Annotated in this window: 20 protein-coding genes and 3 pseudogenes; 17 read left to right on the top strand and 6 right to left on the bottom strand. The window is 58.0% G+C overall.

From position 1 onward, the window contains the following. Positions 1-39: 39 nt before the first annotated feature. Complete coding sequence (locus tag ACYZTL_RS26175; RefSeq protein WP_461954167.1) at positions 40-549, bottom strand: YkgB family protein; 510 nt, start codon at positions 547-549, stop codon at positions 40-42. 304 nt (positions 550-853) lie between these two features. On the opposite strand from ACYZTL_RS26175, the gene ACYZTL_RS26180 reads away from it, so the two are divergent. Beyond that, a complete protein-coding gene (locus ACYZTL_RS26180) occupies positions 854-1,309 on the top strand; it encodes a hypothetical protein (RefSeq protein ID WP_461954168.1) in 456 nt (151 codons plus the stop codon). A gap of 505 nt (positions 1,310-1,814) precedes the next feature. Here the strand turns inward: ACYZTL_RS26180 and ACYZTL_RS26185 are convergent. Continuing rightward, the gene (locus ACYZTL_RS26185) at positions 1,815-3,413 is read right to left on the bottom strand and encodes a winged helix-turn-helix domain-containing protein (protein ID WP_461954378.1); all 1,599 of its coding nucleotides are present in this window, start codon (positions 3,411-3,413) and stop codon (positions 1,815-1,817) included. Positions 3,414-3,674: 261 nt separating this feature from the next. On the opposite strand from ACYZTL_RS26185, the gene ACYZTL_RS26190 reads away from it, so the two are divergent. From ACYZTL_RS26190 to ACYZTL_RS26205, 4 genes are all read left to right on the top strand, one after another. Continuing rightward, on the top strand, positions 3,675-4,418 hold the full coding sequence (locus ACYZTL_RS26190; RefSeq protein ID WP_461954169.1) for an SDR family oxidoreductase: 744 nt from the start codon (positions 3,675-3,677) through the stop codon (positions 4,416-4,418). Positions 4,419-4,463: 45 nt separating this feature from the next. Beyond that, a complete protein-coding gene (locus ACYZTL_RS26195) occupies positions 4,464-4,874 on the top strand; it encodes a cupin domain-containing protein (protein WP_461954170.1) in 411 nt (136 codons plus the stop codon). A 99-nt stretch (positions 4,875-4,973) separates the two neighbouring features. Next, positions 4,974-6,071 (top strand): HlyD family secretion protein, encoded by a 1,098-nt coding sequence (locus tag ACYZTL_RS26200; protein WP_461954171.1) that lies wholly within the window; start codon positions 4,974-4,976, stop codon positions 6,069-6,071. Beyond that, positions 6,068-7,663 (top strand): MFS transporter, encoded by a 1,596-nt coding sequence (locus ACYZTL_RS26205; RefSeq protein ID WP_461954172.1) that lies wholly within the window; start codon positions 6,068-6,070, stop codon positions 7,661-7,663. The genes ACYZTL_RS26200 and ACYZTL_RS26205 overlap by 4 nt, the downstream gene beginning before the upstream one ends. Positions 7,664-7,745: 82 nt before the next feature. Here ACYZTL_RS26205 and ACYZTL_RS26210 read toward each other — a convergent pair whose 3' ends face one another. Next, on the bottom strand, positions 7,746-8,030 hold the full coding sequence (locus ACYZTL_RS26210; RefSeq protein ID WP_461954173.1) for a hypothetical protein: 285 nt from the start codon (positions 8,028-8,030) through the stop codon (positions 7,746-7,748). 218 nt (positions 8,031-8,248) lie between these two features. Here ACYZTL_RS26210 and ACYZTL_RS26215 point away from each other — a divergent pair, with 218 nt between their 5' ends. From ACYZTL_RS26215 to ACYZTL_RS26230, 4 genes and pseudogenes are all read left to right on the top strand, one after another. Beyond that, on the top strand, positions 8,249-9,796 hold the full coding sequence (locus ACYZTL_RS26215) for a DUF2235 domain-containing protein (RefSeq protein WP_461954379.1): 1,548 nt from the start codon (positions 8,249-8,251) through the stop codon (positions 9,794-9,796). Next, on the top strand, positions 9,796-10,446 hold the full coding sequence (locus tag ACYZTL_RS26220; RefSeq protein ID WP_461954174.1) for a DUF2931 family protein: 651 nt from the start codon (positions 9,796-9,798) through the stop codon (positions 10,444-10,446). The genes ACYZTL_RS26215 and ACYZTL_RS26220 overlap by 1 nt, the downstream gene beginning before the upstream one ends. Positions 10,447-11,301: 855 nt before the next feature. Beyond that, positions 11,302-11,799 (top strand): hypothetical protein, encoded by a 498-nt coding sequence (locus ACYZTL_RS26225; RefSeq protein WP_461954175.1) that lies wholly within the window; start codon positions 11,302-11,304, stop codon positions 11,797-11,799. A gap of 122 nt (positions 11,800-11,921) precedes the next feature. Then, a pseudogene (locus tag ACYZTL_RS26230) lies at positions 11,922-12,462 on the top strand (transposase domain-containing protein); the annotation flags it as partial. An 82-nt stretch (positions 12,463-12,544) separates the two neighbouring features. Here ACYZTL_RS26230 and ACYZTL_RS26235 read toward each other — a convergent pair. Beyond that, a pseudogene (locus ACYZTL_RS26235) lies at positions 12,545-12,826 on the bottom strand (phage infection protein); the annotation flags it as partial. A gap of 218 nt (positions 12,827-13,044) precedes the next feature. Here ACYZTL_RS26235 and ACYZTL_RS26240 point away from each other — a divergent pair. Both ACYZTL_RS26240 and ACYZTL_RS26245 read left to right on the top strand, forming a co-directional pair. After that, positions 13,045-14,037, top strand: a pseudogene (locus ACYZTL_RS26240) (DUF2235 domain-containing protein); the annotation flags it as partial. A gap of 42 nt (positions 14,038-14,079) precedes the next feature. After that, positions 14,080-14,736: a DUF2931 family protein gene (locus ACYZTL_RS26245; RefSeq protein WP_461954176.1), complete on the top strand. Its 657-nt coding sequence runs from the start codon at positions 14,080-14,082 to the stop codon at positions 14,734-14,736. Between the two features lie 62 nt (positions 14,737-14,798). Here the strand turns inward: ACYZTL_RS26245 and ACYZTL_RS26250 are convergent, their stop codons facing one another. Beyond that, positions 14,799-15,491 carry an RES family NAD+ phosphorylase gene (locus ACYZTL_RS26250; RefSeq protein WP_461954177.1) on the bottom strand — a complete coding sequence of 231 codons (693 nt, stop codon included), beginning with the start codon at positions 15,489-15,491 and terminating at the stop codon, positions 14,799-14,801. Then, positions 15,485-15,889, bottom strand: coding sequence for a hypothetical protein (locus tag ACYZTL_RS26255; protein ID WP_461954178.1), 405 nt, complete (start codon positions 15,887-15,889; stop codon positions 15,485-15,487). Before ACYZTL_RS26255 ends, ACYZTL_RS26250 begins: the two co-directional genes overlap by 7 nt. Before the next feature lie 132 nt (positions 15,890-16,021). On the opposite strand from ACYZTL_RS26255, the gene ACYZTL_RS26260 reads away from it, so the two are divergent. The 6 genes from ACYZTL_RS26260 to ACYZTL_RS26285 all read left to right on the top strand — a co-directional run bounded on the left by ACYZTL_RS26260 (position 16,022) and on the right by ACYZTL_RS26285 (position 20,957). Continuing rightward, positions 16,022-16,414, top strand: coding sequence for a GFA family protein (locus ACYZTL_RS26260; RefSeq protein ID WP_461954179.1), 393 nt, complete (start codon positions 16,022-16,024; stop codon positions 16,412-16,414). Positions 16,415-16,583: 169 nt separating this feature from the next. Further along, the gene (locus ACYZTL_RS26265) at positions 16,584-17,198 is read left to right on the top strand and encodes a dihydrofolate reductase family protein (protein WP_461954380.1); all 615 of its coding nucleotides are present in this window, start codon (positions 16,584-16,586) and stop codon (positions 17,196-17,198) included. 89 nt (positions 17,199-17,287) lie between these two features. Next, entirely contained in the window at positions 17,288-17,767 is a 480-nt protein-coding gene (locus tag ACYZTL_RS26270) for a VOC family protein (protein ID WP_461954180.1), read from the top strand. Positions 17,768-18,236: 469 nt separating this feature from the next. Beyond that, entirely contained in the window at positions 18,237-19,466 is a 1,230-nt protein-coding gene (locus ACYZTL_RS26275; RefSeq protein WP_461954181.1) for an acyl-CoA dehydrogenase family protein, read from the top strand. Positions 19,467-19,503: 37 nt separating this feature from the next. Beyond that, entirely contained in the window at positions 19,504-20,013 is a 510-nt protein-coding gene (locus ACYZTL_RS26280; RefSeq protein ID WP_461954182.1) for a flavin reductase family protein, read from the top strand. Positions 20,014-20,228: 215 nt separating this feature from the next. Then, positions 20,229-20,957 carry a TetR/AcrR family transcriptional regulator gene (locus ACYZTL_RS26285; RefSeq protein ID WP_461954183.1) on the top strand — a complete coding sequence of 243 codons (729 nt, stop codon included), beginning with the start codon at positions 20,229-20,231 and terminating at the stop codon, positions 20,955-20,957. Positions 20,958-21,194: the final 237 nt, after the last annotated feature.

The following is a 21,194-nucleotide window of genomic DNA, read 5'->3' on the forward strand; positions in this document are numbered from 1 at the left end:
CGAATTGCTTCAGGCCATCCCAAGAGAAGAGTCATCGGTTCAGCGGGTTTCCAGCGCGGTTAAAGAATGGCCGGCCACGAATATGGAAGCGGCGAGCAACCCGATGTCTTTCAGGAGAAACTGGCCCGGCGCAACCGAAATCGCGGGAAAACCGAGGCCTGGTTCGATCACGCCCGGTGTCGAGAACATAAAGCTCAAGGTCGTGAAAAACAGTCCGGCTGACAACGCGCCACCGATCAATGAAAGTTTGGGTGACAGCAGGCGACCTGCAATAAGAACACCGATCGAGACTTCCAGAACGCCGAGTAAACTGGAGAAGGTATCGACACTGAAAATGTTGTAGACCCAACCCAGGAAGGGACTGTTGCTTACCAGCGGAACCAGGCCTTGCGCTTCATAGTGTGTGAATTTCATGCCGCCGAACCAGAAGTAGATAACGGCGAGGGCAAAGTACGCACCGTAGGTTCCAAACGCTGTGGTTTTAATCCCGAGCGATGATTTTCCAGAGGCGGTGTTGGTTTTGGAGTTTTCAATGCTTAAGGTTTTCATGATTCAGGCTTCCAGTAGTTGGGGGGCAGTACCTTTCACAACCCAGCGCGGTTTGTGTTGGGAGTGGAGATAGTGTTGCCTTTGATCCCACGCTATTGGGTTCTGAACGTATTGAGTCCGATGCAGATCGTCTTGAAAGAGAAGGGTGGCTTTTTCGTTGCTGCGACGGGCCGAATTCGGCTCGCGAGTCGACGCTAATCCTCTCGCGGGAGGGCGGGCTTGCTTTACCATTCGCGCCCACCTGTTCAAGTGGCACGCGACCTGATGGTTGCGCGCCGTATTCAAATGGAAGGATCCCTGCGTCATGTCCCATTCGTTGCTCCGCAAGCTCGCCTTTTCCAGCCTTCTCGTACTCGCCGGTTGCGCTGCATCAACCCCAAACGCTCCGATTCCCGTCAAGTCCAAGGCCATCGAAGCCTTCACCGATATCTGCCTGAAGACTGCGCCATCGTTCGCCGGCTCGGTCGAAGCAGCCAAGCGATATGGCATCAATGACCTGCAGGATATGGGCTTTACACGTATCGGCTTCACGGCTGATAAAAACCTTGCGGTGCAGTTGTCCGAGAAGGAATGCGTGGTGACTACTCCGAATCAACCGGAAGACAGCCTGACCCGACAACTACTGAGTGCTGCGCAGCCTTATTCGCAAACAGCCGTTGCGGACCGGGTGCCATCGAAGGTTCGGATCCAGGGCAGTAACTTTATTCTTCAGCATGATCGTAAGGGTGGTGAGGCGTATGTGTTGTTGCGCAATAACTGAGTCGCGCATTTAGCCTGCGCACGAAACCACTGTGGGAGCGAGCGAAAAGCGCCTGGACAATGGGTTCATTCAGACAGCACGCGTTATCGTTGGCGTCCATCGCGAGCAGGCTCGCTCCCACAGGGGAGAGGCGTACATTTGAAGAGCCAGGTCGGCTGGCAGGCCGCCTCGCGGTGTTGTTGCGGTAGTCGCCCCCTCGAGAGGCCGAGTGGAGGTTCTGCGCAGTGGGCAACCCGGCATGGATGCCGGGTTAGCCGCGCACGGCCATGGATGGCCGATCGCGGCGGGCCCACGGAGCAGGACCGGAGCGAGGGCATGCCGAGCCTAGGCGAGGCACCGAACGAAAGGGGCAAGAGCGCTTTGGTTACTTTCGCCTGGGCCGGCATTCCGGATTTTCGAAAGTGACTCGCCGTAAGGGCGAAACCGCCAGCCGCCATCACCAAAATAATGGATATACACCCAAACGCTCGAACACCAAACCCACCGTCGAACTATCGAGCCACACTCACTCGGGCAACCCGGCCAGTCGCAGTCCATCGGCGAAGCGTGCAAGATCCTCGGGCCGCTCGATGGGCAACCAGTCTTTCAAGTTGGAGATGCGCAATGAGGGGTCCAGCTCGTGCAGACGCTGCATCGCCTGCTCCGCTTTGTCCATTCGTCCGCTGAGTGCATGACTGGCAGCCACCAGAGCAACCGCAGGCAGCAGGATGGGCAGGTTGCGCAATGCCTTTTCCGCCCAGTCCGTCGCACAGTCGTAGCGCCCGGCAAAGAAATGCGCGATCGCCATTCCCACCTGCATCCTGAACATTTCCGGGTCCAGTGGACTCAAGCGAACGGCATGGGTCAAAAACTCGATGGCGGCGTCTGTTTCACCGCGCAGTGCACGCAGGATACCGCCCAGATACCAGGCGGGGGCGAGGTTGGGATTGAGCAGGCGCGCCCTGTCGAGCAGGGCAATGCCGCCATCGACATCGCCGGTGAGATGGGCCAGCGCATGCCCGCTTCGCGTCAACGCCACCGCATCGTCCCGACCGAGCGCCATGGCCAGACGCGCAAGCCGCGCGCCTTCGGCGATTTCTCGAGGTCGATCCGTCATCCAGCCATTCAACTTGCGCCAGAAGTGACACCACGCCGCCATGCCATAGGCCGATGCAAACTCCGGATCGAGCTCGATGGCCTTGTAGAACAACGGCAACGCCTCTTCGATGGCTTCCCGTGTGCCGCTGTGCAGTTTCGCCATTCCACGCAAGTAATAGTCGTAGGCGCAAAGGCTTTCCGTCGGCTTGCGCTTGGCCCGCTCGATTTCCGCCCGCTCGAGCTGCGGGGCGATAGCGCCGACGACGCTTTCAGCGATCTGATCCTGCAACTCGAAAATGTCGTGGAGCGTGCCTTCGAAGCGTTCCGCCCAGAGATGCGTCCCGGTCGTCGCATCAATCAGTTGCCCGGTGATGCGTACCTTGTCACCGGACCTGCGCACGCTGCCTTCCAGCACGTAACGCACGCCGAGCTCCTGGCTGACGCCCTTGACGTCCACCGCCCGGCCTTTGTACGTGAAGCTCGAATTGCGCGCGATCACGAACAGCCAACGGATACGCGACAGGGCGGCGATGATGTCCTCAACCACGCCGTCGGCGAAATAATCCTGTTCCGGATCACCGCTCAGGTTCTGGAATGGCAGGACGGTGATCGAGGGTTTATCCGGAAGCGGGAGGGGGTAGGGGGCTGGTTCATTCTGGTCGGCGGGTACGCGTGCGTCGATAGCGGGTCCGTCAGGTTGTTGTGCCTCTGCGGTCTCGCCATCCTCGACCTCGCCAACGAAGCGGTAACCCTTGCGCGCGACCGTGCGAACCAGGCGCTGTTCCTCGCCGGTATCGCCGATGGCTTTGCGCACCGCATTGATGTGGCTGGTGATCGTCGATTCCGAAACGACCCGGCCACTCCACACCGCCTTGAGCAGGTCGTCCTTGCTGATGACGCGATCGCGGTGGCTGACGAGCTGCAGCAATAAATCGAAGACCTGTGGCCCGATGGGCACGACTTGCCCGCGCAAGGTGAGTTCCCGGCGCTCCTGATCGAGCACATAGTCTTCAAACACGAATGGCAAGGTGAGTATCCCCTGATCGAGCGCCCTCGACTCCGTGTCCGAGCGGGTGATTGGTACGAGAACTCGATAATACGGCAGCGCGTAACCGGCTGCACCGTCGAGCAAGGATGACATTCAAGCGCCGGCTTCTTTGGACGAAAAACCAAGCTTGGCCGAAGGTAAATTCAAGACCTGTGCAAGGACTTCCCTTACGCGCGGGGGCACTCTTGCTCCACATCGACAGCAATGGTTGCCGTCGTGAATCTGAAGCGGAGAGAGCCCATGAAGATCGTCGTCATTGGAGGCACCGGCCTCATCGGATCGAAACTTGTGAACAACCTCCGCGAGCGCGGCCATGACGTGCTCGCAGCCGCGCCCAGTACGGGCGTAAACAGCATCACCCGCGAAGGCCTGGCCGAAGCGATGGATGGCACTGATATTGTCGTCGACGTGGCAAACGCGCCGTCGTGGGAAGACCAGGCCGTCCTCGATTTCTTCGAAACCTCGAGCCGCAACCTGCTGGCGGCTGAAGCGGCTGCCGGGGTTCGCCATCACGTGGCTCTGTCGATTGTCGGTAGTGAACGGCTGCCTGAGGCCGGCTACTTCCGGGCCAAAGTCGCGCAGGAAAGCCTTATCAAGGCCTCCGGAGTTCCTTACACCCTGTTGCGTGCCACGCAGTTCTTCGAGTTTGTCGGCGGCATTGTCCAGTCGTTCACCGTCGGCGAGCAGATTTGCGTTTCGCCAGCGCTGATCCAGCCGATAGCGTCCGACGACGTGGTGGCGGCGCTGGCCGATGTCGCGCTGGCAGCACCGGTCAATGGCACGGTCGAAGTCGCGGGTCCGGAAGCCATGCCGCTCGACGAACTGGCCAGGCGTTTTCTGCGGGCAACCCAGGACACCCGCAAAGTCGTACCGGACGTGCACGCACGCTACTTCGGCGCGGTGCTCGACGATCAATCGCTGACCCCCGGCCAGAACCCACGCCTGGGCGCGATCCGTTTCGAGGACTGGCTCGCTCAGTCCTGACACCGGGTTACGCCCTCATCAAACTGACACATCAGGAGATTTGCCATGTTGACCCGATACCTTCTGGCCGCTGCTTTCGCAGCGCTCTCGATGACCGCGTCGGCCGACGACAAGCCCGCAGGCAAGGTGACGGTGGTGTTCGACCGTCCCATTCCCAACATCCCTGGCAAGAGCATGAAGGGCGTGCTCGTCGAGTATGGGCCGGGCGCCGCGTCGCCATCTCACACCCATCCGAAAACGGCCTTCATTTATGCAACGGTCCTGGAGGGCTCGTTTCGCATCAAAGTCAAAGGCGAGCCGGAAAAGATCTACAACGTAGGCGAAAACTTCGTAGAGGAGCCGGGCTCCGTGCACGAAGTCAGCGCCAACGCCAGCGATACCCAGCCTGCACGCTTGCTGGCAGTGTTCGTCCTCGATTCCGGGGAAAAGGAGCTCGTCACGCCCATCGGGAAGTGACCTCACACACGCGCTGATCGACGCGCGACAGCCGGGCGGCAGGCCACTGCCGCCCTTTGGCTGCTGTAAGTTTTTGGCATTGAACAGGTAATGAGAACAATGAACTCGCTCCAGGACAAGGCCGCCATTGCCGCCGGCTCAAGCGCCGAAATCCCTGTCGCCGTGGCGCGCCCCGGCAAGAAAAAAGTGATCGGCCGATTGCTGTGCGTCGCAGCCGCTCTGGTCCTGGCTGTCGGAGGGGCCATGGCTGTTTTCAGCGGCAGGACATCCACCGACAACGCTTATGTACGCGGTGACGTCACCTCGCTCGCCGCCAAAGTGGCGGGGTATATCACCTCGGTAGAGGTTGAGGATAATCAGACCGTCCGGGCGGGTGATGTCCTGTTTCGCATTGATGATCGAGACTACCGCGCACGGCTGGCGCAAGCCGTGGCGAATGTCAGTGCGGCCCAGGCTCGCCTGAGTCATGTCGATGCCCAGACCCAGCTTCAGCGGGCCCTGATCCGACAGGCCGAAGCCCAGAGACGTTCGGCCGCGGCCGAGATGAATCTGGCGAACAAGACTCATGATCGCAACCGCAAACTGATCGTCAGCAACGCGATCAGCCACGCGTTGGTCGATGAAACCGCTGCGGCACAATCCAGAGCCGAGGCAACGGTATCGGCAGCATCGGCATCGGTAGAGGCGCAACAGCAACACATCGCCGTGCTGGTCACCGAGCGAGAAGCGGCCGTTGCGGCGGTGAACCAGGCGCAGGCTGCGCGGGATCTCGCGCAGATCGATTTCGACAGCACCGTGGTACGCGCGCCTGTCGATGGCGTAATCGGTAACCGCCAGGTCCGCGTCGGTCGGTTTGTGACGACGGGCGTGTCCTTGCTCGATATCGTGCCGGTCCATGACGTGTGGGTCGTGGCTAACTTCAAGGAAACCCAACTCGAGCACATTCGCCCCGGTCAAAGCGTGCGCATCACGGTTGACGGCTATCCGAACGAGGTACTTGAAGGCGTGGTCGACAGCTTTGCACCGGGCAGCGGTTCGGCGTTCAGTCTGCTGCCCACGGACAACGCGACCGGAAACTTTGTTCGTGTCGTTCAGCGGGTTCCGGTGAAAATCCTGTTGGCTCACAACCCGTTGCCGGGCCGCATCGTGCCGGGCCTGTCCGCGCGGGTCGAGGTTGCGCAAGGAAGTGGCTCATGAGCACGGTGGCCACCGCCACGCCGGGCAATGCCAGCGCGACGAACGGCCTCCTGCTCATGGCGGGCATCATGCTTGCCGCGCTGACGGAAGCGATCGCCGGCACCGTCCTGTCGCTTGGACGCGGCGACATCATCGGCGATACCTATGCAACGCCCGATGAGTTCGCCTGGCTGGATATCGGCTACACCGCGCTCAAGCTGATCGGGTTCATGACTGCCCCTTGGCTGATGAACCGTTTCTGTCCGCGTCAGGTCCTCATCGGCGCGACGCTGGTCATGGGTGTGGCGTGCGCCATTGCCGCCATCACGACTCAATTGGACCTGCTGGCAGCGCTTCGAATTATTCAGGGCTTCGCCGGCGGCACTCTGCTGGTCGGGGGCCAAGTGATCATCTTTCGCGCCTGGCCGCGATCTCGTCAACCCATCCTTCAGGCACTGTTCGCCATGGGCGCTGTTGTTGCGCCCGCAACGCTCGCGCCGGCCCTTCAAGGGTGGTTGATCGATAGCCAGTCCTGGACATGGATTTTCTTCAGCATTGTTCCGCTTGCCTTGGCGGCCAGTGGGCTTCTGCTGGTCGCGGACGGCCCATTGCCGGCAAAGGCACGGCATCGTCCGTTTGACGGGGTCGGCTTCTTCCTGATCGCCGTCACCCTGTTCTGTTTTACCTATGTTCTCAGCCAGGGCAGCCGATGGGACTGGTTCGAGGAACCGCGCATCCTGTGGCTGACCGTGATGGGCGCTGCCGCGCTTCTGGCATTTCTTGGCCAGCAAGTGTTGACGAAAGGACAGGGTGTGCTCGATTTCACCCTGTTCAGATCGAGCGATTTTACCTTTGCCTTTATCGTCAGTTTTGTCGCGGGTGCGGCCTTGTTCGGGAGTGCGTTTCTGATTCCGGCATTCGCCCTGTCGGTCCTCGCGTTCACACCCTCCGATGCCGGCCAGCTCCTGTTGCCCAGTGGCGCATTTTTTATCGGGGCGCTGCTCATTTCGGCCTGGCTCATGCAGGCCCGCCGTGTTCCGCCGTTCGCTACCGTTCCCTTCGGCATCCTGATGATCATGGTTGCGATGTGGATGCTGTCCGGTTCCACCAGTGAAAGCGGCACCGACGACATGATGGCCGCCATCCTGTTGCGTGGATTGGGTCTTGGTTTTCTGTTTCTGTCGATCACCCTGATCGCTTTCAGTGACCTCAACAGGCGCAACCTTGCCAGCGGCATAGGGCTCTTCAATACGGGGCGCCAGTTGGGTGGCCTGATGGGGGTCGCGGGGCTTCAGACGCTGATCGACCATAACGTTGTCGCCAATGCCGTGGTCCTTGGCGCCAGTGTCACTCCCGGTGGGGGCGCGGTCATCGAACGACTGACCTCCACGACAGCGATGTTGTCGGCTAAAGGAATGGATGCAGTGGCCGCCGGCCGGGCGGCGACGAGTCTGCTGGGGCGTGTCGTGACAGGTCAGTCCACTGTGATTGCCTTCGACACTGCATTTGTTGCAGTTACCCTGCTTTTTGCAGTCGCCGCGCCCATCCTGGTCGGCATCAAGATCGGGTTGGCGCGATACGCAAAGATGCGTACTGCGGCTTCGCCTCAATGAAGGAAACTCATTGATCGACGCAAGAAAAAACCCGGCTGATCAGGCCGGGTTTCTCGTTGAGTACCGCGAAAAAGCTATTCATTCATACAGCGCGGCTTTCGATCAGGCGGTCGGAACCGCCTTCGGCGACGCGGTTTTCGATCAGACGGTCAGAGCCACCTTCGGCAACGCGGTTCTCGATCAGGCGATCGGAGCCACCTTCGGCGACGCGGTTTTCGATCAGGCGATCAGAACCACCCTCAGCCACACGACTTTCAATCAGACGATCCGAGCCGCCTTCAGCGACAACCGGGTGAGCAGAGGAAGCGGCAAAAGCGTTAACTGCGAAAACCGAGAAAGCGATGCTGAGGAAGATTTGGCGTTTCATGAGGGTGTGCTCCGGGGGTGGTTGTTTGGTATGGAGGCGATGTTACGCCGCGGAATTTTTAAGAGAACTTCATTGAATTAATGGTGACCATTAACGAAAGCAATGGATGGATTAAGGTCCATGTTGTCCGAGTGATGGCATTTGGCTACGCGTTGATTGATTGGATCCACGGTGGCACCCTCAGCGCCCGTTGCACCAAGGAGCCAGGTGATCAAGGAATGAGTGGATACGTACCCACCCCCCCGAAAAACTTCCGATACGACGAAGCCAAACCCGTCGACATCCACGCCAAACGCTGGGCCGAGTATGAGAAATACGGCAAGGCACCGGCGGCTGTGAAGGAGAAAGTCAGAGTCGCGTTGCGCATAGGTGTGTTCTTCGACGGGACGCTGAACAATGCGAGCAACTCGGCTTCAGGATTATTGTGTGGCGCTCATCACCCGATTCTGCCTGCGGATGTAGATGCGAGCTGCAAGCCGTACATGGCGGATCCGGAGGGGAGTTATGGGAATGATGTGAGTAATGTTTTCAAGCTGTATGAGCTCTATCCGACATCGGAAGTAGCCGGAAACGATGCGTCATCCAAACTCGTACAGCGCAGTCTCTACGTTGATGGGATCGGCACCGATGCCGGCGCTGAAGACAGCTTGGGGGCCGCGGCGACCGGACGAGGAGACGCAGGTGTAGCTGGGAAGGTACAAAAAGCGTTTGTCGCCATGAAAGCATTGATCAAGGAAGCGATAGATCGTAATCCTGACGGCGAGATTACATCGCTCACATTCGACACCTTTGGGTTCAGTCGAGGCGCCGCCGCTGCCCGACATTTCGCCAACGAAATCGTACGTTGCAAACCAGGACCTTTGGGTGAAGTGCTCCGCAGCAACCCCAAGGGGTTCAGCTCCAGTTTCGATGCCCGGTACAACAGCGAAATCATCATGGGGTTCATTGGCCTGTTCGATACCGTCCCTTCGGTCGCGGGGGTCACCAACATAGGTAACATCCAAAGCCCGGTAGCGCCGGGGATCAAACTGTACCTAGACCGCAAGTACTTTACCGACGTCATCCAATTGACCGCACGGGAAGAGCGTCGGGCCAACTTTGCGTTAAGCACAGTCATTCCCGCGCACACGGAAATATCCGTTCCCGGTGTGCATTCGGATATCGGTGGGGGTTATCGGGAAGAAGTGGAAGAGTGCGTGCTGGTCAGCCCAATGCAGGCCCTTACGGTGCAACAGGGAACCGACATTCGAACCACTTCGATTTATCGTGATGCTCAGCAGCAGAAAGCGAGTTGGGTAGCCAATGGCTGGCCAGAAACGATACTGGAAATCGTGACTCCGAAACCAACCCCATTGCCGAGAGAAGATCAGACAGCGGAGGGCAAACAGGTGCGCGCGTACGCAGGTTTGCAGCTCAAGCGCCCGGTCAGTGGCAAGCTGTCGGTGGTGTATCTGCACTTGATGCATAAATTGGCCAAGGAGAAGGGTGTGCAGTTTGGTGTGATCGACGAAAACGATCCCGCTTACAGCTTGCCTGCTGAACTACAGTCTTTTTGTGACAGGGTTCTCTCCGGAAACTACGAGCCAACAGCTGAAGAAGAAAAAATGTTGAAGCTCAAATACGTTCACATGTCTGCCAACTGGAGTAATCCGGCAGGAGCGACTCGAGAGCGAGGTGTGACCATTCGCTATACCAACGCGCCGACTGAAAGTGGAGTCCGTGTGCGCCATCCTCATGTGCCGGACTCTCGCTGGAGAGTGTTCTGATGCGTGCATTGGTTTTATTACTTGGCCTGTGGTTGGTGGCTGGGTGTCAGGCTTCGGACACCCTCTCAAAAAGCGAGCTCACCAGGAAATGGTGGAGCCTCAGCTTCAACCAGCCGAATTACATGAAGGTTTGGGTCGAAGACAGCCAAGTCGAAGACATCAACGGCAAATTATTGCGCCGAACAGGCGGCGGGACGGCGGCGGGAAACGAGCCTGAAGACGGCACGGAGTCCGCTCGGGGTTGGGGTCAAATCACAGGGGGGATTCGGGAAGTCGTGGGTGCCGATTTGCCAAAACGCATCTACGTCCGCTGGCAATCCGTGGTCGAATCGAAAACCTATCGGGTCTGGATCGATATACCTGAAGAAGCTCGGCAAATTATGCGGGCGACAGTGAACGAGACTTGCCCGACAACACCGGACGAACCTGCCGGAGCGATTGCATTGGTCTACGTCGGCTTGGCGCCTGGAGGGATCGCGCAGGTTTGGGTCTCAGATAAATGCATGAAGGCGGTAAAAGTCGCTCGCGCACAAGCAGAGATTGAGTCCTTGGGACCGCACCTTGGAAAATCTGGAGGCAACTACTACCCACAATCCGAGGCGTCCAAACGCTACATCGAGAAATACGGCATCCCCTACGGCAGCTGGTAACACCACACATACAAAAAACGGGCGCCTATCAAGGCGCCCGTTTTCATTTCGGCATAACGCAATCAAGTCTCCCTGATCTGACTGACACTCTTTTTGACGCCAGCAATGAATGCTTCTGCGCTGACTCGGGTGGCCGCTTGGAAATCCGTTTTTGACACACAAAAACGGGAGAGCAACTAAAGGCTGCCCATCCGTTGAACGTGACCACGCGTATTGTTTGCACAGGATCTTCAAGCTAGTTTGCTGACAGATGTTCCATGGATGCTGTCTCGCTTTCGTCAATGAATATGGCATTAAGCCACAGCTTCAGTGTGCTGTTAGCAACGTGTCGATTTCTGCCGTTTCAGGGGGAAGCGGGCCGGATGATTCCGAGATTTGTTCCGCACACGAAAAACCCGGCTGATCAGGCCTAATGCTGTTCACTTAAGAAAATCTTTAGGCGGGCAAGAAATCTGTAGCGAGGGGATTTATCCAAGTTGGGTCGCGAAGCGGCCCCAGCGTCCGGCCAAACAAACTGAATTGTCCGGATTGGCGACTGCTTCGCAGCCGAACGGGGATAAATCCCCTCGCCACAAATGTGGGTGCCCGTGCTTAAGTGAACAGCATTACGCGTATGCGAAGCCTATTAGCTGGCGGAAGGTGCTTGCCGCCACCGGGCGCCTGGTTGGGATCAGCAGCAAGGAGCCATCCGAAACCCTGGCTGCTTTGTCGAGGACGCTTATTAAGCTGACCCTTGAGCGGGACCTGGGTATTTAGTCCGGACACAAAAGTGCGCGCTCGGCTAGATGTCAAAATGCCACTAGCCAGCTATAATCCGGAGCGGCCAATGACGGCCAAACCACATGGAAGCGCGCTATGAAAAGTCGGATGGTGGTAGGAGGTTTTGCGGTCGCAGCAGTGTTGGGTCTACAAGGTTGCGCGAGCATTGTTGGTGATACGCGATATCCGGTAGCTGTATCCAGCGCACCGGCAGGCGCATCTTTTGAAATTACGGATAAAAGTGGTCAGGTCATCCATTCCGGTAACACCCCCAGCACCGTGACCCTGAAGTCTGGAAACGGTTACTTTTCAGGTCAGACCTACAATCTGAAATTCAAGAAAGAAGGCTATCCAGACAAATCCGTCGAGCTGGATTCCGGCCTCAGCGGCTGGTATTGGGGCAACATCCTGATTGGTGGACTCATTGGCATGCTGATCGTTGACCCGCTGACTGGCGCCATGTACAACCTTCCCGAGAGCGTTTCCGCCGACATGGGCAATCCTGTCGCCGATACTGCGACTGCCGGCCTGAGCATTGCCTCAATTGATACCTTGACCACCGCTCAGCGCCAGATGTTGATTCCTATCAACTAAATCGCGGTAGGTCAGAAACGAAAAAAACCGGCGCAGAGTCGTAATGCTGTTCACTTAAGCATTTGAGTCCAAGCCGGGCTTATCCGAAAATCCGATGCCTGACCTATGGCATCGGATTTTTTATGTCAGTTCAACAGGACCTGCTCGACCTCGGCGACCTTTTCAACTTCTGCGACCTGAGCACCTTTACCCAAAACACCCCATTGAGTGGGTAGCGTCTGCGCTGGATCTTTCCAGTCAGGCCACCATTCGCCGACGCCGCCTGCCCGCTGACCAAGTGTGGTGCTCGGCATGGCGCTATTTCGTGACGAGCCCGTTCACGAGGTGGCCAGACGTTTGAACATTTGCGCCCAAGGCCTGGCCTCCGACCACCTGTTGGCGCGTAGCGGTGTAACCGAAGCGCGTAAGCGGCTCGGCGCCGATCCCGTTGAGTGGTTGTTCCGCAAGACGGGTACCCAATGGGGCGCGGAGCGCTATGACGGTGACGCCTGGCATGACCTGCAGGTATTCGCGGTGGACGGAGCGCTCTTGCGCACCCCGGATACGCCCGAGCTTCGGGAACACTTTGGATCGGAAAATACCTCGACCGACCGCCAGACACCGTTTCCCATGCTGCGCCTGGTGGCCTTGATGAATGTGCGTTCGCACTTGATCCTGGATGCGTAGGCTGCTCCGCTTAAGTGAACAGCATTAGGCTGATCAGGCCGGGCTTTTTGTTGGGTACTGCGGTAGAGCCATTCATTCATGCAGCGCGGCTTTCGATCAGGCGGTCGGAGCCACCTTCGGCGACGCGGTTTTCGATCAGGCGATCCGAACCATCAGCGGCGACGCGGTTCTCGATCAGGCGATCGGAGCCACCTTCGGCAACGCGATTCTCGATCAGGCGATCAGAACCACCCTCAGCCATACGGCTTTCAATCAGACGATCCGAGCCGCCTTCAGCGACAACCGGGTGAGCAGAGGACGCGGCAAAAGCGTTAACTGCAAAAACCGAGAAAGCGATGCTGAGGAAGATTTGGCGTTTCATGAGGGTGTGCTCCGGGGGTGGTTGTTTGGTATGGAGGCGATGTTACGCCGCGGAATTTTTAAGAGAACTTCATTGAATTAATGGTGACCATTAACGAAAGCAATGGATGGATTAAGGTCCATGTTGTCCGAGTGATGGCATCTGGCTACGCGTTGATTGATTGGATCCACGGTGGCACCCTCAGCGCCCGTTGCACCAAGGAGCCAGGTGATCAAGGAATGAGTGGATACGTACGCAACCCGCCGAAAAACTTCCGATACGACGAAGCCAAACCCGTCGACATCCACGCCAAACGCTGGGCCGAGTATGAGAAATACGGCAAGGCACCGGCGGCTGCGAAAGAGAAAGTCAGAGTCGCGTTGCGCATTGGTGTGTTCTTCGACGGGACGCTGAACAATGCGAGCAACTCGGCGTCAGGATTGCTTTGTGGTGCTCATCACCCGATTCGCCCGGAAGACGTCGATGCGAGCTGCAAGCCGTATATGGCGGATCCGGAGGGGAGTTATGGGAATGATGTGAGTAATGTTTTCAGACTGTATGAACTGTATCCGGCCAACAAAGACGTGAAGGGGGAAGGTTCGGCCACACTGGCGTTACGAAGCCTGTACGTCGACGGAATCGGTACGGAAAGCGGGAGCAAAGACAGCTTCGGTAATGCCGCAACTGGACGCGGTGAAACGGGTGTAGCGAGCAAGGCCGAAATTGCATTTTCTCGACTGAAAGTCCTGATCAAACAAGTCGTCGATCAAAACCCCGGCAGTGAAATTACTTCACTGACCTTCGATACGTTCGGTTTCAGTCGAGGTGCTGCAGCCGCCAGGCATTTTGCAAATGAGGTCGTGCGCTGTAAGCAGGGGCCATTGGGAGAGGTGTTGCGTAGGAATCCCGATGGCTTCAGCGCCAGCTTTACTGGTCAGGACAATAGCGAAATTCTGATGGGCTTCATCGGTCTGTTCAATACCGTTCCTTCTGTCGCGGGATTCACCAATCTGGGGAATATCCAAAGTCCAGTCGCGCCCGGAATCAAGCTGTATCTGGACCGCAAATACTTTACCGATGTCGTTCAAATTACTGCCCGTGATGAACGCCGTGCCAATTTTGCGTTGAGCACCGTTATTCCTGCGCATCCTGAAATTCCTGTGCCTGGGGTGCATTCCGATATTGGCGGTGGTTACCGTGAGGAAGTGGAGGAGTGCGTGCTGGTGAGCCCTACGGCATCCTCATGTACCTGACTCTAACTGGAGAACATTCTGATGCGCTCAATCCTCATTTTACTGGGCGCGTTTTTAGTAGCGGGATGTCAGGCTGGCGACCCACTTTCCGGCGAAAACGACCCGAAAGATCAATGGTGGAGCCTCAGCTTCTTTGAACCTGCTTATATGAAGGTGTGGGTGGAAGACTCTGCCGTAGAAGACATCAACGGCAAGCTATTCAATCGCACCGGTGGAGGCACAGCGGGTAGCCATGACTCCGAAGATGGCGCCGAAGTAGCTCGTGGCTGGAGTAAATACATCAGCAGCGGCATCCGTGGCGTAGTCGGAGCAGATCTACCGAAACGTATCTTTGTTCGATGGCAATCGGTTGTCGAGTCGAAGACCTATCGTGCGTGGGTCGACATACCCGAAGAAGCACGGCAGATCATGCACGCCTCTGTAAATGAGCGCTGCCCAGCAACGCCCAACGAGCCTGCCAACTACATAACCATGGTTTACCTCGGACTTGCCCCCGGCGGCATCGTACAGGTGTGGGTGACTGATAAATGTTTGAAGTCAGTCAAGGTTGCTCGTGCTCAAGCAGAGATAGAGCCTTTGGGGCCGCACCTTGGAAAATCAGGTGGTAACTATTACCCGTTGTCCGAGGCGTCCAAACGCTACATCGAGAAACACGGCATCCGCTACGGCAGCTGGTAACACCACACATACAAAAAACGGGCGCCTATCAAGGCGCCCGTTTTCATTTCGGCATAACGCAATCAAGCCTCACTGATCTGACTGACACTCGTCACCTGTCCATTCCAGACCATCTCGTAATGCGCCGCCTGAATCACCGATAAAACCGGTCTCGGCGTCATCAACGCCCAGCAATGATTGCCGTGCATTCGCACCGAGTTGTAACGAAGCCCAGGACAACCCGCTTCTTTGACCAACTTCCCCAAACGACGGGAATCCGTGTAATCGTCCGGATCATAAACAGGATCGGTCATCGCAATGGACGTCGCATCTTTCATCCCGACCTCCACAAAAGAGCAGGACAACCCCCGGAAAACAAACCGCTCATAGTTGAGGCTCGGCACGTTCGACCAGTACAGACTCTGGTGATGCTTCACTTCGGCCAATGCCGTTTCCATGGTGTCCGCCAGATACAGCACCCCAAAACCGCCATCGCTGAACCGCGATCCCGCCGGGTTGACGTGGGTGAACGGCGCTGTCGCGTAAGAGCAACCCGGAATACCGAACGGGATTTCACTGCGGCGAATCAGCTCAAGGCGACCCACTTCATTTTTCAACCTGGGGTTGGTGAGTTCCTGTATCTGATACAGCACCTCGAACTCGTCCGCGTCGGCGACGTCATCAAACAACGCCACCGGGGGGAACTTCGAATTGACCAGTCGATAGGCCTGCAATGGCTCACCGGCAAGTTCTGCCAGTTCGCTCAGCCTCACCATTGCGCACCACGCAGCACGTCGATGCGCCGAAAAGTCTCATACAACGAAATCATATCGCCCTGAGCCATGATCTCGAGCGGGGAGCGGCCGTTGAAGAATTCGTTGTCGTTGGCCATCGACGGGAAGCCGTAGACGTTTTCCGGGTTATCGAACACCAGGCGTAATGCGGCGTGGATGTTGAGGACAAAGCTGATGCGCTGCATCTGGTCCGCGTCCAGCGCCACGGCCCAGTCGGGATCGTGTTGGCGGGCGCGGGTGTAGGTGCTGCGGGAAATGCGCAGGATTCGGCAGGCCTGATCGCTGGACGCCGCCCACTTTTCGAGGATGCCGACAGCGGCGCGCAGGCCCGTTACACACTGGCTCTTGCTAAAGGCTTGTTGCTGGAGGGCAACGGCCATGTTCAATACCTCCTTTTGAATCTATAGAGTCAAAGTTAGGCGGAAAGCGTCTGTGGAGCAAGTTCGTGGCGACCAGTGGGGGGCTGCTATCGTTATAAATCTTCCGACCGCACCAATGAGAGGAGGCGCAGCATGGACCGATTTACCGGCGGTTGCCTGTGCGGCAACGTCCGAATTGAAGCGTCGGGACGCCCTTACCGGGTCGGCCTGTGCCACTGTCTCGACTGCCGCAAGCATCATGGCGCGCTGTTTCACGCTTCCGCGATATTCCCCGAGGACGCGGTGACGATCACTGGCGAAACGCGCGACTACGCCGGGCGGTTTTTCTGTCCGCGCTGCGGCTCTTCGGTTTTCGCTCGCACCGACGACGAAATCGAAGTGAACCTGGGATCCCTGGATGCTCCTGACCAACTGACGCCCACCTACGAAAGCTGGATCACCCGTCGCGAGTCCTGGTTGCCGCCGTTTCCGCTGACGAGACGGTACGAACGCGACCGTGACGGTACGGGGCGTTCTGAGGAGTAGGGCGCAGGTATTCGAGACTCTATTTCGCAGGGCTCGTCATCTGGACATCACTCTGTCGATTTCGCAGCGAGTCGTTCGACTATTCGGTAGGGAATGACGCCGACAGGTCGCCATGATTGTCGGCATTCTCTGTACGAAAACTTTCATGAAGACGAACCGGGAGAAGACCATGCGCAAGCTCACCGTTGCCGCTTTCATCAGTCTGGATGGCGTCATTCAAGCGCCCGGCGGGCCCGAAGAAGATCTCAGCGGCGAATTCCGCTTCGGTGGCTGGATCGTGCCCTACGCCGACGAAGTTTCCGGCCAGGCCATAACGGATCTGTTCTCACAGCCGTTCGAGTTGCTGCTGGGGCGTCGCACCTACGACATCTTCGCGGCGTATTGGCCGGACTCAAAAAACCACGCCATCGGCGACCTGTTCAACAGCGTGCCCAAGCACGTGGCCACGCATCGGCCCGACACGCTTGATTGGCAGAACAGTCATGCATTGAACGGAAACCTTGCCGTAGCGATTCGCGCGCTCAAGCAGCAAGAAGGCGCCCGGTTGTTGACGCAGGGCAGCGGCGACCTGGTGCGCCAACTGTTGGCCGCCGGGTTGGTGGATGAGCTTCGGCTGATGATTTTTCCCGTCGTGCTGGGGCGCGGCAAGCGCCTGTTCGACGACAAAGCACTCGCGTCGGCCTTCACGTTGGAACACTCGACCACCACGCCGGGCGGTGTGTTGATCACCCGCTACGTGGCCAGCGGTGACGTGCGCACTGGAACGTTCGAAGACGTTGAATAGCGAACGTCAGGATTGGCCGCTTTCGCGCCAATTTTTCCGGCTGACTGCTTGGCTAAAATGAAGTGTCAGCCCACTGTGGGAGAACCAAAATGACCAGCAAAAACACGATTTGTCTCTGGTACGACGGCGACGCACTGGACGCCGCGACGTTCTACGCCAAGACGTTCCCCGACAGTGCGGTGGGCACTGTCCTTCACGCGCCCGGCGACTATCCGGCGGGCAAGCAGGGCGATGTCCTGACAGTCGAATTCACGGTGATGGGCATCCCGTGTCTCGGGCTGAACGGCGGGTCAGGGGTCAAGCACAACGAGGCCTTCTCGTTCCAGGTGGCGACCGACGACCAGGCCGAAACGGACCGCTTGTGGAACGCGATTGTCGGAAACGGCGGCCAGGAAAACGTCTGCGGCTGGTGTCAGGACAAGTGGGGACTGTCGTGGCAGATCACTCCACGTGTCCTGACGGCGGCGATCAACAATCCCGATCAAGCGGCGGCCAAGCGCGCATTCGACGCGATGATGGAGATGGGGAAGATTGATATTGCGGCGATTGAAGCGGCGCTTGGGCGTTAGGACGCGGCACTCAAGGTTGGGGGCTTGGTATCAGGGCCGGCGTTGGTCGTCATTTATGTGCCATGAGGCTGCTGACCGTACCCTTGGCGGGATTGCCATCGTCGTGCGCTCGACATTCACATTTTCAACCACCCCACCGAAGCCGAATACACCGACACTCGGGTTTTTACATCCTGTGTCGGCACATCGAACATCACGGTGCGCCAATCCGTGCGGCAAATACTTAGTCAAGCAGAAAGCGCATGTCGGTAAGTGAGGCGTTGAATTCAGACATTGCAGCACCTCGATACAGGCATGAGGCAAGGTGCGTTTAGAACGTGTTGCGCACCGCCGCTGTGTCGTAAGAATCAAACACTCTAAAAAAACTATTGATGACATCATCAAATATGATAACTATATCAATAACTCCTGCCCCGGCCTTCGCTGCTGGACATGAGCATCACAAAACAACACCAAAAAAGGATGAATCATGAACGCGATTTACCCAGCAAACCCAGTGCAAACCATCGATAGCCCTAGCGATCGCGGCCTTGCTTTGCAGGACTACGCTCGCTCACTGATCCCTACGCTCAAGGCTCGCACCAAGGAAACCGCTGCCCTCGGCCGCCTGCCCGCCGAGACCATCGCGGACCTCGAAGCCGGCGGCCTGTTAAGCATGACCACGCCGCGCCAGTTTGGTGGTGAGGCTGTCTCGGTGCGAACTTTCCTCAACGTGGTGGCCGAACTGGGTCGCGCCGACGCCTCGGTAGCCTGGGTAACGGCGCTGATCAATGTCACCACCTGGTCCGCCGCTACGTTCTTTGGCGAAGCTGCGGCGCAAGAGGTATTTCGTGGCAGCAAGCCGGCGCGCGTAGTGGGCGTGCTGTCGCCGCGCAAGGCGGTGGTCAAGAAGGTGGAAGGCGGTTACCTGATTGAAGAGGGGCTGTGGGGCTTCAACTCCGGGGTTTATCACGCTACCTGGGACATGCTGGGAATTCCCCTGGTGGACGACAGCGGCAATATGGTCGACCAAGGCGTTGCGCTGATTCCCGTCGAACAGATCGAAATTTTGCACGACTGGAATGTGATCGGGATCAGCGGCAGCGGCAGTTCCAGCGTTGCGGTGAAAAACGTGTTCGTGCCGCAGGCGCGCATCGCGTCAGTCTCCCAGGCCATCGAGGGGAAATACCTGTCCACCCACTTGGCGGATGAACCGCTGTTCCGCACTGCGTGCATGCCGATGCTTTCGATAATCCTGGCCTTCCCGGCGCTAGGTCTGGGCGTAGCAGCGCTGGAAACCTTTCTGGAAACTCTGCCACGTCGGGGCATTCAATACTCCTGGTACGCCAAGCAGTCCGAGGCGCCGATCACTCACCTGCAAGTCGGTGAAGCCTCCGCCAAAATCGATGCGGCGCGAACCATCCTCGAACGCCATGCAGACGCCATGGACATCAGCGCCGCCTCCGGCAGCTACATGGATTTTCTCGAACGCGCCAAGGTACGCCGCGATGTTGGATACGCCGAAAAGCTTATCTGGGAAGCCGTCGATTTGTTGGCCTCAGCCTCAGGCGGCTCGCTGGCGGCGGTCAATAACCCCATGACCAAGATTTGGCAGGATGCCCGCATCGCGTCGCTGCATGGCATCGTCAGCCCCAACACCAACTTCGAAACCTACGGCCGGATCCTCTGCGGCATTACTCCGGGCACGCCTTTTATCTAAGCGGCGTGATCGTGCGTATCGACGAGGAGTCCAGGTTATGCAAGTTTGTGACATAGATGCGCGGTCGTTTCGCCGCGTGATGGGCAAGTTTGCCACGGGCGTTACCGTGGTCAGCTTCATCCATGACGGCCAGCCCACCGGTATGACGGCCAATGCCTTCATGTCGTTGTCGGTGGACCCGCCCATGGTGCTGATCGCGGTGCGCACCCAGGCGCGTTTTGCCAGCAGCATTCAGGCGGGCGATGCCTTTGGCATCAGCTTTCTGCGGGAAGAGCATGAGGCGGTCAGCAGCCATTTCGGCGGTCGCCCCATCCCTGATCAGCAGCCCGTATTCCGCCAGTTGGCTCAGGCGCCGGTATTGGACGGTGCGTTGGTGCAATTAGCGGTGCGCGCCAATGCCGTGCATGTCGGTGGCGATCATTTGATCTACACCGCCGATGTCGAGGCACTGGAGGAGTCGGACGGCCGTCCGCTTTTGTTCTTCTCGGGTGCCTACAAGCAGTTGCATGCCCTCGACCCGGCTACCTGTTGGTTTGATCTTGGCTAGCTGAAACACCCGCTCTGACGTTGGCTGCCCGGCGTGTTTTTTGCTGGGCGGGGCGGGAAATTGTAGTGACGTCATTGCGCGTATGCTTCGTTATTGCAGGGCCAACCTGGGATAACGAAGCACCGTTATTCGCGCTCCGGGCCGGCCGCTGTCATGCCCCAGCTGAGTCGGGTATCCTTTCGCCGACTGCTCTAGCGCCGATGATGGTAAGTGACATGAAAGACAAGGTAACGCACGAGGCCCAGCCGCCTAAACGCCCGAAAGCAGAACCCGCTGCTAAAAAGGGCAAGGCCTTACCCACTGCGTCTCCCGACGCCGTTGAAGCAAACCCGCCGCGCCAACCCCGCATCCATGAAAAGGCCCGCTTGCGTACCCGCAACAAACTGCTGCGGGCAGCCCGCTCGGTAATGGGCCGCAAGGGCATCGAAGCCACCGCGATCAACGACATCACCGAAGAAGCCGAAATGTCCTTTGGCACTTTCTACAATTACTTCTCCAGCAAAGAAGAAGTCGCTCGCGCGGTCTTCATCGAAGACGCCATCCTGATGATCGAGGCGCTGGATGCGGCAACCTCGCCAGAGGCTGGCATCGCCGAAAGAGTCGGGGTCAACATCCGTAGAACCATCCACCGTGGTCTTACCGATCCGGTCTGGGGCTGGTTTCTGGTGCACTCGGTGTACAGCATCAACGACATGATATCGACCATGGGGAACCCCCTGGCCCGGGATATTCTCACAGGCAACAACTCCAAGGCCTTCGACGTCGTCGATATCACCTCAACCGTCGACTGCATCATTGGCGGCATGCTTTACCTGCTGCGCAAGATCCTCGAAGGGGAGCGCCCAGCGAGTGCGGTGGAGAGCATGGTGCAGTACATCCTTCGCGGCCTCGGCGTTCCTCATGATGAAGTTGAGCGAATTATCCAGATTGATCTTGCCAGTTGAGGTGAGCGGCCACCGTTGTCCGAGTTGCCATAGCGGGCCTATTCAGCCTGGAAGCACTCGGCGTCCTTTCGCCAGTCAGCGCAGTTAACATATCCGCCGCGCAACGAAATGCTGCCATCACTCATCGCGTTTCGCACCTGGTTGCTGGACCCAATATGACCGGTCATCGACTGACTGCTTTGGCCGATACCTGTCAATTGCAAAGGTCGGCAATCGACTCGGTGAATGCATTGAATT

The organism is Pseudomonas sp. LB3P81 (assembly GCF_054897965.1).